At 69.9% G+C, this 15,098-nt stretch carries 15 protein-coding genes; 7 read left to right on the top strand and 8 right to left on the bottom strand.

What is annotated here, in order from left to right; translation table 11 throughout:
* Positions 1 to 13 precede the first annotated feature (13 nt).
* From HCX50_RS03575 to HCX50_RS03560, 4 genes are all read right to left on the bottom strand, one after another.
* Positions 14 to 778: a hypothetical protein gene (locus HCX50_RS03575; protein ID WP_167633044.1), complete on the bottom strand. Its 765-nt coding sequence runs from the start codon at positions 776 to 778 to the stop codon at positions 14 to 16.
* A 66-nt stretch (positions 779 to 844) separates the two neighbouring features.
* Entirely contained in the window at positions 845 to 1,765 is a 921-nt protein-coding gene (locus HCX50_RS03570) for a carbohydrate ABC transporter permease (protein WP_205828765.1), read from the bottom strand.
* A 2-nt stretch (positions 1,766 to 1,767) separates the two neighbouring features.
* Positions 1,768 to 2,742, bottom strand: coding sequence for a carbohydrate ABC transporter permease (locus HCX50_RS03565; protein WP_205828764.1), 975 nt, complete (start codon positions 2,740 to 2,742; stop codon positions 1,768 to 1,770).
* 30 nt (positions 2,743 to 2,772) lie between these two features.
* Positions 2,773 to 4,017: an extracellular solute-binding protein gene (locus HCX50_RS03560; protein WP_167633043.1), complete on the bottom strand. Its 1,245-nt coding sequence runs from the start codon at positions 4,015 to 4,017 to the stop codon at positions 2,773 to 2,775.
* Between the two features lie 329 nt (positions 4,018 to 4,346).
* Between HCX50_RS03560 and HCX50_RS03555 the strand changes: the two genes are divergently transcribed.
* Genes HCX50_RS03555 through HCX50_RS03525 form a run of 7 tightly spaced genes read left to right on the top strand, consistent with a single transcriptional unit; the run spans position 4,347 to position 9,513 of the window.
* Positions 4,347 to 5,243: an SIS domain-containing protein gene (locus tag HCX50_RS03555; protein ID WP_167633042.1), complete on the top strand. Its 897-nt coding sequence runs from the start codon at positions 4,347 to 4,349 to the stop codon at positions 5,241 to 5,243.
* Between the two features lie 24 nt (positions 5,244 to 5,267).
* The gene (locus HCX50_RS03550; RefSeq protein WP_237682322.1) at positions 5,268 to 6,260 is read left to right on the top strand and encodes an ROK family protein; all 993 of its coding nucleotides are present in this window, start codon (positions 5,268 to 5,270) and stop codon (positions 6,258 to 6,260) included.
* The gene (locus tag HCX50_RS03545) at positions 6,257 to 7,201 is read left to right on the top strand and encodes a hexose kinase (RefSeq protein ID WP_167633041.1); all 945 of its coding nucleotides are present in this window, start codon (positions 6,257 to 6,259) and stop codon (positions 7,199 to 7,201) included. Before HCX50_RS03550 ends, HCX50_RS03545 begins: the two co-directional genes overlap by 4 nt.
* A complete protein-coding gene (locus tag HCX50_RS03540) occupies positions 7,198 to 8,121 on the top strand; it encodes a class II fructose-bisphosphate aldolase (RefSeq protein WP_337748977.1) in 924 nt (307 codons plus the stop codon). Before HCX50_RS03545 ends, HCX50_RS03540 begins: the two co-directional genes overlap by 4 nt.
* Positions 8,118 to 8,894: a DeoR/GlpR family DNA-binding transcription regulator gene (locus HCX50_RS03535; protein WP_091033372.1), complete on the top strand. Its 777-nt coding sequence runs from the start codon at positions 8,118 to 8,120 to the stop codon at positions 8,892 to 8,894. Before HCX50_RS03540 ends, HCX50_RS03535 begins: the two co-directional genes overlap by 4 nt.
* Positions 8,895 to 8,932: 38 nt before the next feature.
* Positions 8,933 to 9,169 (top strand): hypothetical protein, encoded by a 237-nt coding sequence (locus HCX50_RS03530; RefSeq protein ID WP_091033369.1) that lies wholly within the window; start codon positions 8,933 to 8,935, stop codon positions 9,167 to 9,169.
* Positions 9,166 to 9,513 (top strand): type II toxin-antitoxin system PemK/MazF family toxin, encoded by a 348-nt coding sequence (locus HCX50_RS03525; RefSeq protein WP_091033366.1) that lies wholly within the window; start codon positions 9,166 to 9,168, stop codon positions 9,511 to 9,513. Before HCX50_RS03530 ends, HCX50_RS03525 begins: the two co-directional genes overlap by 4 nt.
* 260 nt (positions 9,514 to 9,773) lie before the next feature.
* Here the strand turns inward: HCX50_RS03525 and HCX50_RS03520 are convergent, their stop codons facing one another.
* The 4 genes from HCX50_RS03520 to HCX50_RS03505 form a co-directional block, all read right to left on the bottom strand.
* On the bottom strand, positions 9,774 to 12,224 hold the full coding sequence (locus HCX50_RS03520) for a CHAT domain-containing protein (RefSeq protein WP_167633040.1): 2,451 nt from the start codon (positions 12,222 to 12,224) through the stop codon (positions 9,774 to 9,776).
* Positions 12,225 to 12,331: 107 nt separating this feature from the next.
* Positions 12,332 to 13,897: a S8 family peptidase gene (locus HCX50_RS03515; protein ID WP_167633039.1), complete on the bottom strand. Its 1,566-nt coding sequence runs from the start codon at positions 13,895 to 13,897 to the stop codon at positions 12,332 to 12,334.
* A gap of 56 nt (positions 13,898 to 13,953) precedes the next feature.
* Positions 13,954 to 14,409 (bottom strand): hypothetical protein, encoded by a 456-nt coding sequence (locus HCX50_RS03510; RefSeq protein WP_167633038.1) that lies wholly within the window; start codon positions 14,407 to 14,409, stop codon positions 13,954 to 13,956.
* Positions 14,406 to 15,086 (bottom strand): RNA polymerase sigma factor, encoded by a 681-nt coding sequence (locus tag HCX50_RS03505; protein ID WP_237682321.1) that lies wholly within the window; start codon positions 15,084 to 15,086, stop codon positions 14,406 to 14,408. The genes HCX50_RS03510 and HCX50_RS03505 overlap by 4 nt, the downstream gene beginning before the upstream one ends.
* Between the last annotated feature and the right edge of the window lie 12 nt (positions 15,087 to 15,098).

Here is a 15,098-nt window from a genome sequence, read left to right as displayed (position 1 = left end):
TGGCAGACAAGACTCAGCCGCCGAACTCGCCGATCAGGATCAGCGGGCTGTGATTGGTGTTGCAGGTGTCGCTGATCGGATCGATCAGGCTCGTGTCCTTCAGCAGTGAGCCGGGAGTGCGGCCGTCGCCGCGCACCCAGGAGAGCAGGGCGCTGAACGGGTCGGACATGGTCGTCTCCGAGGCGCCCGTGAGCGTCTCGAGGTCGACGGTCGCCGCGTCGACCCGCCGCGTCCACTCCGCCTCGTCGAACGCCTGGTACTCGGTGAGGCCGATGTCGGCGTTCGAGAACGCGCTGTAGATGTCGGAGAAGGCATCGCACTCGGAGGTGATCGCCTCGTCCCGGACGAACTCCGCGGTGGAGAAGTGCGGAGTCGCGGTCCAGGCGACGTCGTTGGTGACCCACACGTTGAGGGTCGGTCCCGTCTCTTCGGTGATCGGCCACACCAGCTCGGTCGTGCCGTCGCAGGTGCCGTTGAGTGTCGCCTGTCCGAGCGTCATCGGGTCACCCAACTCGACGCGGAACGGGCCGCCGCCGTCGCACGTGAAGTCGATCGTCACCGAGCGCATGCCCTCACGAAGCGGGAAGTCGACGCCGGGGAACGGCTCGGTCGGCCCAGTCCCGGAGATCTCGGGGCCGTCCACGCTCACGGAGACCATCGTCTCGCCCGTCGCCGTCGGCGTGGGGTCGGCCTCGGGCTGGGCTGCGGTGCAGCCACTCAGCACCAGCACGAGGATGGCGAACACGGATGCGCCGAGCGCAGGGCGTGGATGGGGCATGGGACTCCTTCGTCGCGTCTCAGAGATTTCTATCACTGAACGCGCGTGCCCTTCGTCGACCGCGGCCTACTTGACGCTGCCCGCGGTCAGACCGCCGACCAGGCGCTTCTCGATGAGCATGAACAGGATGACCACCGGCAGGATCGCGACGATCGAGACGCCGAACACGTACTGCCAGCTGGTCTCGTACTGCCCGACGAACTTGGTGAGTGCGACCGACAGCGGCTGGTTCTTGTCGGTCGACAGGATCACGAGGGAGGCCGCGAACTCGTTCCAGCAGGCGACGAACGTGAACACGATCGCGGTGACGATCCCCGGCCACACGAGCGGCAGGTTGATCTTGAACAACACGGTGAATCGCCCGGCGCCGTCGATCTGCGCGGCCTCGTCGACCTCCTTGGGGATGCCGGCGAAGAAGGAGTGCATGATCCACACGGCGAACGACAGGTTGAACGCCGCGTTGATGAAGATCATCGCCGTCCAGGTGTCGCCGAGCCCGAGCACGGTGAACTGGCGGAACAGGCCCGAGGTGAGCACCGCCGGCTGCAGCATCTGCGTGATGATCACGAGGAACAGGAATACCATGCGGCCGGGGAACTTGAACCGGGCCGTGTAGTACGCCGCGGGCAGTGACACCAGCAGGACGAGCAGCGTCGCGAACACGGCGATCACGATCGTCGAGATCAGGTTGTAGGGCAGTGGCGTCTCGGGGGTCGACCACATCGTGATGTAGTTCTCCCAGTGCCACTCCGTCGGCAGGTACGTGGGATCCACCGACCGGATCTGCGGCTTCGTCTTCACGGAGCCGAAGAACATGATCAGGTACGGCAGCACGAAGATCGCGAGCACCAGGAATCCGGCGGCCATGCGCAGGATCACGCGGGGCAGCGTCACCTGGTCCTCGGTGTAGCGGCGCTTGCGCCCCGGGATGCGCGGGGCGGCGCCGTCGCCGGCGGTGGTCACGAGGGCGGTCTCGGTCACGGTCATGATCAGACCTCCTTCATGGGCTTGACGATCTTCACGTAGGCCGCGACGATCACGATGACGATGAGGAATGCGACCACCGAGAGGGCGCTCGCGACATCGACCTTCTTCTGCAGCTCGATGTACTTGAAGATGAGGGTCATGATCGTGTCGGCGTCGTAGCCCGGTATCGATCCGGTCATCACCTTCAGGATCGGCAGCGAGTTGAAGACGTTGATGATGTTGATGAGCACCGCGACGGCCAGGGCGCTGCGCAGCTGCGGCAGGACGATCGACCAGTAGGTGCGGGCCGGGCTCGCGCCGTCCATCTTGGCTGCCTCGATCGCGTCGGCCGGCACAGCTTGGAGTCCGGCGAGGATCGTATACGTGGTGAACGGGAGCGACACGAAGATCGCGATCACGATCGACCAGGTGAAGGCCGTCGCGGGGTTCTTGGTCCAGCCGTATCCGACCGCGTCATCCGAGAGCCCGATGTCGTAGAGGAACTTGTTGAAGATGCCGAAGTACGGCTCGAGGCTGTAGTAGAACACCATCGTCGTCATGACGACGGATGCCGCCCACGGCACGATGACGGCCATGCGCACGAGCTGGCGTCCCGGGAACGCCTTGTTGAGGATCTGCGCGAGGCCGAGCGAGATGACGACGGTGAACAGCACGACCGACACGACCCACACGATCGTGCGGAAGAAGATCGGCCAGAACTCGGTGAACGTGAAGACCGTGACGAAGTTGTCGAAGCCCACCGATCCCTTGTCGAGGCCCGACAGCGAGATGTCCCGTGTCGAGTTGAAGAACATCACCCCGGCGGGGAAGAACACCACGCCGATGATGAGGAGGAGTGCGGGTGCGATCCAGGGCAGAGCCTGGAGCAGGTCCTTTCCGCCCGGCCTGCCGCGCACGGCATCCGGGGTCTTCCGGGGGCGGGGGCGGCCGGTGGTGGCCGCCCCCGCGAGGTTCGAGGACTCTGTCTTCTGGCTCATTCGGGTACCCGAACCTCTCCGTCAGCGGGCTCAGCCCGCGTCGACCTGCGCCTGGATCTCGGTCAGCACATCCTGTGCCGGCTTCGACTGCAGCTGGCCGAACAGCGACTTGAACGCACCGTCGGCGGCGGACCACTTCGGGTTCGTCGACGGGTAGAACTGGGCGTCGGGCAGCACGTCGAGGAACGGCTTGAGGGCCTCTTCGCCTGCGAGCTGCTCGGCACCGGACTTGGTGACGGGCAGGAAGCCTTCGGCCTGCACCCACGGCACGTATACGTCGGCCGAGTAGTAGTAGTCGAAGAACTTGGTGATCGCCTCCTGCTTGTCGCCGTCGTTCTCGAAGGCCATCAGCTGGTCCATGACGCCGAGCGTGAACGGCGAGCCGTCCTTGGTCGGGATCGGGACGATGGAGTAGTCCAGGTCGGGGTTGCCGTCGGCGATCTGGCCGACCGTCGGCGGGAGGCCGACCTGCATGCCGATCTTGCCCTGGATGAAGATGTCCATCAGGGGCGAGCGCTGCGTCGAACCGGGGTCGGCCTGGGTCGCACCGGCGTCGATCATCTTCTTGATCTGCTCGGCACCGACGAGGTTCTCCGGGGTGTCGATCGTGATCTCGGACTCATCGCCGAACGATCCGCCGCCGCCCCACAGCCACACGGCCGCCTCGGCCTGAGCCTCTTCGGATCCGAGCGGCATGCCGTAGCCGGCGACGCCGCCGCCGAGAGCCGAGACCTTGGTCGCGGCATCCAGGAGCGAGTCCCAGTCGGTCGGCGCCTCGACGCCGGCCTGGTCGAGCAGCGCGTTGTTGACGAACAGGGCGCGGGCCGACGCGATCATCGGCAGCGCGTACGCGGTGCCGTCGATCTCGGCGTTCTTCAGGAACGACTCCTGGAAATCGGAGAAGGTCTCCTTGGAGACGACGTCTTCCGTCGGGTAGAGCAGTTCGTCGCCGACGAAGCCCGCGAAGGGTCCGCCGTTGTAGATGTCGGGAGCCTCGCCCGCCTGGATCTTGGTGGAGACGACCTTCTCGAGGTTGTCCCACGACTGCACCTCGAGCTTGACCTTGATGTCGGGGTTGGCCTTCTCGAACCCGTCGATCACGGTCTCCCAGTTCGCCTTGGTGGCGTCGGAGTAGCTGGGGACGAGGAGGTCGAGGGTCGCTGAGCCCTCTTCGCCTCCGCCGTCTCCGGACGATCCGCCGAACCCGCACGAAGCGAGCGAGAGCGTGGCGACGGCCGCAATGGCGGCGGCGCCGAACCGCAGTGACTTCTTCATGTGTATTGCATTCCTCACTGTGAGTGTCCGTCCCTCGGCGGCAGGCCGCTTCGGGAAGGGGGTGTGGTGCACAGTCGCAAGCACATCTCACGCGACAGTGCGTGGTGATCGCTTCGCCGGGTGGCATCCGCGATCGTTCAAGCCGGGGCTCGGGGGTTCTCGGCGACGATCGGAATCGACGACGAGGCGGTGGAACTTGTCCGATTATTTGTCAGGGGAACAAACAAATCAAGGGTATGCGGGGGTTGCTCTTCTTTGACGCCATACTATGATTGATTTCGGCTTCAAACGATCACAAGTACGCAACATCTCGCCAGAAAGGCACCCCGATGACTGAGTCGCTTCCCGGCGCGCACATGCGCGAAGAACTCCATTCCCAGCCGCAGATGTGGGCACGAGCTGCCGACCTCACGGCCGAGCAGGGCATGCTCCCCGCCACGGGTGCGCGGGTCGCGGTCGTCGGCTGTGGCACATCGTGGTTCATGGCGCAGTCGTATGCCGCGCTCCGCGAGACCGCAGGCCACGGCGAGACCGACGCGTTCGCGGCCTCCGAGGCCTTCATCGACCGCGGATACGACGCCGTCGTCGCGTTGACCCGGTCCGGCACGACCAGCGAGGTGCTCGAGCTCGTCGAGCGCGTCAAGGGGCGCATCCACACCATCGGGGTCATCGGCGACCCGACCTCGCCGCTCGCGTCGCTCGTCGACGAGGCGGTACTGCTGCCGTTCGCCGACGAGCAGTCCGTGGTGCAGACCCGTTTCGCGACGACAGCCCTCGCCCTGTTCCGTGCCTCGCTCGGCGAAGACCTGACCGCGGCCATCGCCGATGCCGAGGCCGTGCTGGCGGAGCCCGGCGATGACGAGCTGCGCGACGCCGAGCAGTACACGTTCCTCGGACGCGGTTGGACGATCGGTCTCGCCCACGAAGCCGCCCTCAAACTGCGGGAGTCTTCGCAGTCGTGGACCGAGGCCTATCCGTCGATGGACTACCGCCACGGCCCGATCGCCATCGCGGCTCCCGGAAGGGTCACGTGGCAGTTCGGCGAAGCGCCGGAGGGACTCGCCGGCGAGGTGGCGGCGACCGGTGCCCGTTTCGAGCAGCGGGCGATCGACCCGCTCGCCGACCTCGTCCGGCTGCATCGCACGGCCCTCGACCGCGCGGTGAAGCGCGGACTGGACCCGGATCAGCCGCGCAACCTCACGCGATCCGTCATCCTGGATGCATGACCCCACTCACGGCCGGAGCCGATGATGATCGACCCTGACGCGGCGGCGGCCGTTCCCGACGTCGAGCGTGACGCGGCGGGAGAGAAGCTCTCCGACGTGCGCGCGCTCGGCGTCGGCGCGCCGGTGCTGGCGTTCGACGTGGGCGGAACCGACATCAAGTCGGCGCTGTTCGACGCCGATGGGACCGCGCTCGGGCTCCGTCGCACGCCCACGCCGATCGCCGACGGCGACCGCACGCAGGTGCTGCTCGAGCGTCTCGAAGTACTGGCGGCCGAGCTCCGCGCGGCGCATCCCGACGTCGTGCCGCAGGCGGCCGGACTCGTGGTGCCGGGGATCGTGGATGCCGACGCCGGGGTCGGCGTCTTCGCGAGCAATCTCGGTTGGCACGACTCACCGCTGCGCGACCTCGCCTCCGACCGGCTGGGCCTGCCCGTGGCGTTCGATCACGATGTCCGCGCGGCGAGCTGGGCGGAGCGCCGCCTCGGTGGCGCCCGCGACTACGCCGATGCCGTCGTGCTGGTGATCGGCACGGGCATCGCGGGCGCCCTGCTCGTGGGCGGTGTGCCGTACACCGCGGGCGGCTACGCGGGCGAGATCGGGCACTCGCCCATCGCCGACGGGCCGATCTGCCCCTGCGGCGCACGCGGCTGCCTGGAGGCCGTGGCCTCGGCGGGGGCCATCGCGCGGCGCTACCGGGAGGCGACCGGCGTCGCACCCGACGGGGCCAAAGACGTGATCGCCCGCGCGGCCGCCGGTGACGAGGTCGCCGCAGAGATCTGGAACTCGGCGCTCGACGCCCTCACGATGTCGCTCGCGCAGCTCACCGCGGTCGTCGCGCCGCAGGCCGTGGTCATCGGCGGCGGTCTGTCCCGTGCCGGCGGTGCGCTCTTCGACGAACTGCGAAGGCGCCTCGCGGACCGGCTCAGCTTCCACCGCATCCCCGCGCTCGTCCCCGCCGAACTCTCCGGCAACGCCGGTCTGCTCGGCGCCGCCCTGCGTGCAAGGGAGCTCACGTGATCCTCACCGTCACCCCCAACCCCGCACTCGACCTCACCTGGCACATCGATCGGCTCGTCGAGAGCGGCACGCACCGGGCGGATGCCGGAGTCGCGCGCGCCGGCGGCAAGGGGCTCAACGTCGCCCGCGTGGCATACGCCGAAGGCGCGGAGGTGCTCGCGGTCACCACGGCAGGCGGTCGCGTCGGCGAGGAGTTCGCCGCCGAACTCGGCGCCAGCGCAGTGCCGCATGCCCTCGTGCCGGTGGCCGCCGAGACCCGTCGCAGCATCGCCGTGGTCGACGAGTCCGCCGGCGACACCACGATCATCAACGAGCGCGGAGCCAACCCGGCCGACAGCGAGTGGGCCGACCTCCTCGCCGAGGTCGTCGAACGGCTGCCGACCGCGAGCGTTCTCGTCGTCTCCGGCAGTGTGCCGCCGGGCGCCCCGGACTCGCTGATTCCGATGTTCATCGCGGTGGGGAAGGACGCGGGGATCCCGGTCATCGCCGACACCTCGGGCCCCGCTCTCCTGCGCGCGGCGGATGCCGGAGCCGACGTGCTGAAGCCCAATGCGGCCGAACTCATCGAAGCCACCGGCATCACCGATCCGGTCGAGGCTGCCCGTTCGCTGATCGCGCGCGGCGCCGAGCTCGTGCTGCTCTCGCTGGGCGCCGACGGCATGCTCGCCGTCACCGCCTCCGACCTGGTGCACGCGCGCCTCGATGAGCCGCTTGCGGGCAACCCCACCGGTGCCGGAGATGCCGGTGTGGCCGCGTGCGCCGTGCTGTACGCGGAGGGCGAGCGCGATCCCGAGCAGATCCTCCGACGGGCCACGGCCTGGTCCGCCGCCGCGGTGCTGGCCCCGCTCGCCGGCGACATCTCCCCGCGCTGGCGGGCACTCGAACAGCAGTTGCGCGTCTCGCGTCCCGACCCTGAATCGTTCCGGAAGGACCCTTCGTGACCCTCGTCTCCGCCCGCGACCTCGTCTCCGCCGCATCCGCTGCCGGCACGGGGATCGGCGCGTTCAACGTGATCCACCTCGAGACCGCCGAAGGACTCGTGCGTGCCGCCGCTCTCGCCGAGCTGCCCGTGATCCTGCAGATCTCGCAGAACTGCGCCGACTATCACGGCGGGCTCGAGCCGATCGCACTGGCCACACTCGCGGTCGCGCGACGCGCGCAGACGCCGGTCGCCGTGCACCTCGATCACGCCGAACGACCCGAGCTGGTCGACGAGGCCATCGCACTGGGCTTCGGGTCGGTCATGTTCGACGGCGGCGCGCTGCCCTATGACGACAACGTGGCGCTCACGGCATCCGTCGCCGCTCGGGCGCACGCGGCCGGGGTCTACGTCGAGGGCGAGCTGGGTGAGGTGGGGGGCAAGGACGGCGCTCACGCGCCGGGTGTGCGCACCGACCCCGATGAGGCGCGGGCCTTCGTCGCGGCGACCGGAGTCGATGCGCTCGCGGTGGCGGTGGGTTCCTCCCACGCGATGACCGACCGCACGGCGTCGCTCGACCTCGACCTGATCGCCAGGCTCCATGCGGCGCTGCCGGTTCCGCTCGTGCTGCACGGATCCTCGGGAGTGGCGGATGCGGTGATCGCGGATGCCGTGCGCGCCGGGATGACCAAGATCAACGTCTCCACGCACCTCAACGGCTTCTTCACCCGTGCGGTGCGGGAGAAGCTCGACGCGGATGAGCGGCTGGTCGACTCGCGCAAGTACCTCGCACCTGCGCGCGACGCGCTCGCCGTCGAGGCTGCCCGCATGCTCCGCCTGTTCGCGTCGCCGTCGCAGATTCGCGCTCAGGTCGCAGAGAATCCGGGGAACTCTGCGACCTCGACGGGAATCGACGACACCGTGCAGGGCGCTCGGCGATGAAGCGGGCAGCGCGGCTGAACGCGATCCTCGACCTGCTGGCCGCGAGCGGCGAGGTCACCGTCGAGGATCTCGTGGAGCAGTTCGGAGCCTCGTCGGCCACGACCCGCCGCGACCTCGACACGCTCGCCGAGCAGCGGCTGCTCACCCGTACGCACGGTGGTGCGGTGGCACAGGCCGTCGCCTACGAGCTGCCGATCCGCTACAAGAGCCACCTGCGCACGCAGGAGAAGGACAGCATCGCGCAGACCGCGGCGGGCCTCGTCGCCCCCGGCATGGTGGTCGGGCTGTCCGGCGGCACCACGACCACGGCGATCGCGGCTGCACTCGCCGCCCGAGACGACCTGTCCGGCAACGGCGGCATCACCGTCGTCACGAATGCCGTGAACATCGCTGCACAGCTCGCCACGCGGCCCGACATCAAGGTCGTCGTCACCGGGGGCGTCATCCACTCGCGCAGCTACGAGCTCGTCGGTCCGTTCGTCGAACAGCTGCTGCGCGGGGTGCGCCTCGACATCGCCTTCATCGGCGTGAACGGGATGGATGCCGCCGCGGGTGCCACCACGCAGGACGAACGCGAGGCCGCCGTCAACCGCATGATGGCAGAACGCGCCCGGCGCGCGGTCGTGGTCACCGACGGCAGCAAACTCGGCGTCGAGGCCTTCTCGACGGTCGGCGGTGTCGAGCTCTTCCCGACCGTGATCACGGATGCGGGAGCGGATGCCGAGGCGCTCGCCGCGCTGCGCGCCGCCGGCTATGCGGTGCTCGTCGCCTGAACCGGGACGTCCCGCGGAGAGCGCGGTATACTCAAAGTATGACCACCACCATCAAGGTGAACGACGATCTCCGCGATCGCCTGAAAGAGCAGGCTGCACGCGATGGACTCACGCTGGGTGCGCATCTCGCTCACCTCGCCGACGCCGAAGACCGTCGTTGGAGGCTGCAGTCGCTGAAGCGCGCGATCGAACGGACTGCTCCGTCCGAGAAGGCATCGCATGCCGCAGAAGCCGCCGAATGGGAGCGGGCTGACCTGAGCGACGCGACCGCGTGAGCTCCTCCTCGGAGCTCGCGCCGGGACGAGTCGCATGGGCGGCGCTCGAGCCCGTGCGCGGCAGGGAGCAGGGTGGGCACCGACCTGTTCTGATCGTGGCCTCGGCCGGGTACCTGGATGCGGTGACGACGCTGGCCATCGTGCTGCCGATCACGACGACCGACCGGGGGTGGCCGAATCATGTCATGGTGGACGGGCCGAGCGGACTCGATCGGCCATCGTGGATCATGACCGAGCAACCTCGCACACTCTCGCGCGACCGCCTTACGGGAACGGCAGGCGAGGTCACGGAAGAGTGCCTCGAATCGGTACGCGCGTGGCTCGGCGACTTCCTCGATCTGTAGGAACATCCCCTGACCCCGGACACCCCAAGGGCCCCGACGTCCCCAGATCGTCGAGGCCCTATGAGGGCGCCGCGGCCGCATGCCGCGACACCCCCGAGCAGATGGTGTCCGTGTCGTACTCACGCTCCCCAGCGCGCTTGATATCCCCAGATCCGACTGCGCCTCCCTCGCGCCTCAACCCTTCGAGGCCCTTCGCATGGCACCTTCCGAAGAACAGGAGCGTGCGGCACCGGTTCTGATACACCGAATGGAGAAAAAGATCAGAATCCGTCTCCGTGGCACTGGAACGGGGCGCTGAGACCGGTGTCGACGGTGGCTCGGGCGAGGGCGGCTGAGGGCGTCGCGCCCTCGGACAGGCCCACGTGCACGGCGCTCAGCAGCTCGGCCGCCACCTCGTCGGGGACGGCGACCGGGGCGGCGATCACGCAGTCCGCGCCCGCGTGCAGCCACACCCGCGTCATCCCGAGTGCCTCCTCGCCCCAGCGCACCGAGGAACGCCCGAGTTCGCAGGCAGAGAGGATCACGGTCGCGGGGACGCGCGGAATCAGGTCGACGTCGTAGCCGAAGAGGATGCCGTCGGCGAGCTCGAAACCCGAGAACAGGGGGTTGTCCACCGCATGTCTGCCGTGCGCGGCGATGTGCAGCACGTCGCTGTCCGCCGCGAGTTCGGTGGCTGCCGCCACCGTGGCCTCGCCGCTCTCGAGGATCCGTGTCGCCACACCCCCGCCGTTCCAGGTGGCCGCCGCCCGCCGCACCTCCTCGCCGGCACGGGGGACGCGCGGTCCCGCGGCGAATCCGATCGTCGACGGGCGTCCGCCGACGGAGGCCGTGCCGCCCAGCAGCCGCGACACCGACGTCGCGAGCGTGAACGGGATGCCGGTCATGCCGGGCAGCATCGCCCACGGCACTCCGCCGAGAGCTCCCGGCACGGTGATCGCCAGACGGTGCGCCGACGGTGCCGCCACGAGCAGCGGCGCGACCAGTTCGGCATCCAGCAGCGACAACCGCGACGAGAGTGCGCGCGCGGTCACGGCGCCCATCAGACCGCCGCGGGTCATCGCGGCCATGTCGAGGTCGGCGCGCAGACCGTCGAGCGCGGATCGCACACGGGACCACGACAGGTCGACGATCGTGGCCCCCGAACGCGTCACCACGATCCCGTGCAGCGCGGAGCCGGTGAAGACGTACGACAGGACGGCGGTGTCGGGATCGAGCAACGCCGTTGCCTCGGCGAGCCCGAGCCGCTCACGGGTGCCGCCCGACCCCGTCGCGGCCCACTGCCGCTCGCGCACCCGGTCGCGCAGCACGCGCACGCGAGCGTCCGTCGTCCAGTCGGCGCCCGCGAGCTCGGCGCGCAGCATCCGCAGTTCCGCCAGATCGACGGCCAGCGAATCGTCGCGCGGAGGCCGCACCGGAGCAACCTGCTGGCTGAGGTGGCGGGCGCGCTCCGACCACTCGAACATCGTCGCGGGATCGTGCAGGCGCGCGGCGGCGGCGAGGCCGGCGTACATCAGGTCGGCGCCGTGCATGGCGACCGAGGCCTGCAGGTCGAGGGCGCCGAACGACTGCTGCCAGGCGGTGAGCAGTTCGAGGCCGTCGGCGGCGGCGCGCAGCGCATCGCGGTCGCGACCTCGTGCGGCAGCGCGCGCGACCCTGACCTCGTGGGCGCGGAGCCGGAGCGGCGTCGGGGCGCTGTCGTCGAGCCGCGGCAGGCGACCGGCGCCATCGCGTCGTGCGCTCAGACGGAGCCCGGTCGCCTCGGTCCGGAATCCCGCGTGGTCGAGGGCTCTGGCGGTTCGGGCGAAGGCGGCTGCATCGATGGGGCGCTCCGGCTTCGCCCGCTGCCGTGCTTCGAGCCGCACCGCTTCGGCTCGCGCCGCCCATCCGTGGTTCGTGAGCGCGGTGAAGCGCCGTGCCGCCGTGCGGGCGGTGCGCTCGGCGGCATCCGGATCATGGCGCAGCAGCGAGCGCGCGAGGTGGAATTCGGCTTCACCCCTGGCCTGCGGCATCCGCTGCGCGCCGAACTCCGCGGCGACCCGACCCAGCAGGGTCTCGGCCTCGGTGGTGAGGCCGGCGTCGCGAAGAACCTCGGCGCGGTCGAGGTCGCTGATCGCGGCGGCCAGATCGCTGATCGCGGCGAGCGTCGGACGGGAGCGGGTCATCAGGGTGAGCGCGCTGACGAGGTCGCCGCCCAGCAGCGCCGCGTACCCGAGGTTGTGCCGCGCCTCGGCGAGCGGCTCCTGGTCGTCGTTCGCCTCGTACACGGCCACCGCGCGCCGCAGGTCTTCCATGCACGTGTCGAGCTCGCGTTGCTGCATGCGCACGACCGAGCGGTTCATCAGGCAGTTCGCGAGCTCGGTGGTCTCGTCGCCGATCGCGGTGAACGTGTCGATGGCGCGGCTGAGCTCGACCTCGGCCGCCGCCAGCGTGCCGGCGTGCATGAGCAGCACGCCGAGCTGGCCGCTGAGCACGGCGACCGTCTCGGCGCGCAGTCCGGAGCGGCGGAGGGCGTCGCGGCACAGCTGCTCGGCCGCCGTCGGCTGCCCGGTCTGAGCGAGGACGTAGGCGGTCGTGCCGTCGATGCGGGCGCGCAGATCGGGATCGTCGGTGCGGGCGGATGCCGTGTCGAGCGCGCGCCGCGCCTGCGTGAACCGCCTCGCGTTCGCCGCCTCGACTCCGCGCCGATGCAGCTCGTTGGCGGACAGGGGCATCCGTCCAGAATGCCCTGCCCCGCGGCTGTGCGGAAGAGCGGGGGTGCAGGCCGAACACCCAAGACGGACCGCCCGTATCGGTGCGGGCGGTCCGGCTCGGGGGTGGGTCAGGTCGGGTCGACCGGTGTCGGCAGGGACTTCAGCACAGCGGCGACGGCCTTCCTGGCGGCAGCCGGGGCCGCACCGCCGACCGGCACGGTGCCGAGCTGCGCAGCGATGCGTCCGGCGACATACGGTGCCGCGAACGACGTGCCGCTCCAGATCGCGAACCCGCCTCGATAGTCGTCGGGGTCGATCGTCTCGCGGCGGAGGCCGTCGACGTCTGCGCGTGTGGCCGCCTGCGAGCCGCCGACGAAGGCGGGCGAGGTGCTCACCACGGCAGCGCCCGGGGCGTAGGTCTGCACCCAGGGACCGACGTTCGAGAAGAGGGCGACGGACTGCGCCGAGGGGTTGAGCGCCCCGACCGACACGAGAGGCGCACCCTTGTCGACGGGGATGCCGTTGTGCGAGTCGGGCCACGGCCACAGCGATGCCGGGAACGAGGGCCGATCGATCGCGTCGTTGCCCGCCGAGCACACGACTACACAGCCGAGCTCCCGCGCCTTCGCCAGCAGCTGGTGCAGCGTGAGGCTGAACATCTTGTCGACCGGCGTCTCGTGGTAGTAGCTGAGCGACAGGTTCAGCACGTCGATCGGGAAGCCCGTCGTCGGGTCCTCGCGGTGGCGGATCAGCAGCGTGACGACCTGTGCGACCGTGTCGAGCAAGGTGCTCTCGTCGACCACGCCCAGTGCGCCCGCCACGCGGATCGAGAGGATGTCGGCATCCGGTGCCGCCTGCCGGACGAGCCCCGCGATGAAGGTGCCGTGGCCGGCGACCGCGTCGATCGCGCCGTCGAGCTGTCCGTACAGGTCGGGGTAGCGTTCCGGGTCGGCGTCGTCTGTCAGCCCCACAGGGACCCCGTCGAGGTCGACATGCCGGGTGGCGATGTCGTCGGGAAGCCAGGCGTGCTCGCCGCATCCCGTGTCGAGCACCGCGACGACGGGGCGCCGCCCGCGTTTCGGCGCCGGCCCGCGCACGGGAGCAGGGCCGAGCCAGGTCACCGGCTGCCGCGCGCCCCGCCCGGGCTCGAGGTAGTCGTCGCTGCCCGCGGCGCCCTCGCCGCGCACCGGGTTGGTCCGCGTGAACGGGTTGGTGCGGGTGAACGGGTTCGTGCGCGTGAACGGGTTGAGCCCGACCGGGTCGATGGACAGCACGTGGTCGAGGCTCGTCCGCGGCATCGGCGAGTGTGACATGCGGCGCGCGCGCTGGAGCACCCGCCACGCGTCGGGCGAGAACGGGGCCTCGCCGCCCACCGGGTCGTCGGGGGTCGTCAACAGCAGGCGCTGGAATCCGGCGACGCCGGGGACCAGCTCGCCGTCGCCGATCTCGCGCGCTCCGCGTTCCTCCTCGAGCTGCCATCCGAAGATGTCCGCCGCATCGCGCAGCGTCCGCACCTCCTGGTCATAGGCTTCCTCGTCGCCGAGGGCTCGCGTGACCAGCAGTCGCTCCGGCAGGTACGCCGTCGGAAAGGCGCGGATGCCGTCCACGGGCTCTGTGCTCGGGTCGAGCGCCGTTCCCCGGCGGATCGATCCTTCCGCGCGGTCCTGCCAGGTCCATCCCTTGGGCTGCTCCATCGTCATCCTCTCGGTGCGGGTCGCCCCGCGGCTTCATCGACGGGCGGTGCCCGCGATCACAGCTCGAACTGCGGGGTCGCCAGCGTGCGCGTCTCGTCCCCGATCGCGGTCGTCAGGCGCACGCGCGTGAGACCGGGCGGCACCTCGTCGAACGCGAAGCGTCCTGTCTCCTCCGGCGCGGCCGAGATCGTCTTCTCGCCCTGTGTCAGGAAGACCTCTGCGGCACCGGTGTCGACCCAGCCGTCGACGCGGCGGCGGCCGGATGCGGTGCGCGTCACGTGCAGCAGGATGCTGGTGCTGCCGTCGCTGAACTGCAGGGTGAGTGCATCCGCCTCACCCCGCACGGCGCCGAGCTGCCCCTCGACGAGGGTGAGCAGCGCGTACTCGCGGTTCAGCCCGTCGGCGGCGACGGCGGCGACCATGCGATCGATCAGTCCTGCGGGCACGGGGTCGACGTCGCTCCAGAGCGTGCGGAGCCGGGCGAACATCTCGGCATCCTCCTGAGCGCTCATGCGAGACCCCCTGCCTGGGCGGTCGGTGGTGCGTCCAGCAGTGCGCGCAACTTGGCCAGACACCTATTGCGCGTCGGCCCGATGCTCCCGATGGGCATCGCGAGGTCGGTCGCGATGCGCGCGTAGTCGGGCCGGTCCTCGAAGGCGATCACGCGCAGCAGCTTCTGGCAGCGCTCGTTGAGGCGGCGTACGGCCGTCCACAGTCGACGGTTCTCGTCGCCGATCGTCGCGTGCTCTTCGGCCGAGGCCTGCTCGGGAAGGAGCGTATCGAGGTCGTCGGTGTCGGTCGTGTCGACCTTGCCGTGGGCCTTGGCGACCTTCCAGGCCTCGCGACGGGCGGTCGTGGTGAGCCAGGCCGACACGGCGCGGGGGTCGCTGATCGAGCCGTGCCCGCGCACGAGCTGCAGCCAGGTGGTCTGCACCACATCTTCCGCGAGCGTGCGTTCGAGCCCGTACGCGCGCACCACATGCCAGAGCACGGGGGTCATCAGTCGTACGAGCTCGTCCATCGCGCGGCCATCGCCCTCGCGCCATGCGCCGAACAGATCCGCGGCGCGCTCCCAGCGTGCGCGCCCGTCATCCGAAGCAGGATCGAGAGCGGCGCCGGGTGCGCCGTCGATCATGAAGCCCATTGTGATCACATCTACCAGGAGCACGGCAAGAGGATTCTGATACATGACTTCATCCAA

The sequence above is a fragment of the Microbacterium sp. B19(2022) genome (assembly GCF_012030385.1).
Classification (GTDB): Bacteria; Actinomycetota; Actinomycetes; order Actinomycetales; family Microbacteriaceae; genus Microbacterium; species Microbacterium oxydans_B.
The sequence above is the reverse complement of the archived record's forward strand: the minus strand, read 5'-3'. Positions and strand labels throughout refer to the sequence as shown.

What these genes read in the sequence shown, in the direction of transcription:
- HCX50_RS03575 (WP_167633044.1), bottom strand. Translation starts at nt 778, where the DNA reads ATGCCCCATCCACGCCCTGCGCTCGGCGCATCCGTGTTCGCCATCCTC.
- HCX50_RS03570 (WP_205828765.1), bottom strand. Translation starts at nt 1,765, where the DNA reads ATGACCGTGACCGAGACCGCCCTCGTGACCACCGCCGGCGACGGCGCC.
- HCX50_RS03565 (WP_205828764.1), bottom strand. Translation starts at nt 2,742, where the DNA reads ATGAGCCAGAAGACAGAGTCCTCGAACCTCGCGGGGGCGGCCACCACC.
- HCX50_RS03560 (WP_167633043.1), bottom strand. Translation starts at nt 4,017, where the DNA reads ATGAAGAAGTCACTGCGGTTCGGCGCCGCCGCCATTGCGGCCGTCGCC.
- HCX50_RS03555 (WP_167633042.1), top strand. Translation starts at nt 4,347, where the DNA reads ATGACTGAGTCGCTTCCCGGCGCGCACATGCGCGAAGAACTCCATTCC.
- HCX50_RS03550 (WP_237682322.1), top strand. Translation starts at nt 5,268, where the DNA reads ATGATCGACCCTGACGCGGCGGCGGCCGTTCCCGACGTCGAGCGTGAC.
- HCX50_RS03535 (WP_091033372.1), top strand. Translation starts at nt 8,118, where the DNA reads ATGAAGCGGGCAGCGCGGCTGAACGCGATCCTCGACCTGCTGGCCGCG.
- HCX50_RS03530 (WP_091033369.1), top strand. Translation starts at nt 8,933, where the DNA reads ATGACCACCACCATCAAGGTGAACGACGATCTCCGCGATCGCCTGAAA.
- HCX50_RS03520 (WP_167633040.1), bottom strand. Translation starts at nt 12,224, where the DNA reads ATGCCCCTGTCCGCCAACGAGCTGCATCGGCGCGGAGTCGAGGCGGCG.
- HCX50_RS03515 (WP_167633039.1), bottom strand. Translation starts at nt 13,897, where the DNA reads ATGGAGCAGCCCAAGGGATGGACCTGGCAGGACCGCGCGGAAGGATCG.
- HCX50_RS03510 (WP_167633038.1), bottom strand. Translation starts at nt 14,409, where the DNA reads ATGAGCGCTCAGGAGGATGCCGAGATGTTCGCCCGGCTCCGCACGCTC.
- HCX50_RS03505 (WP_237682321.1), bottom strand. Translation starts at nt 15,086, where the DNA reads ATGTATCAGAATCCTCTTGCCGTGCTCCTGGTAGATGTGATCACAATG.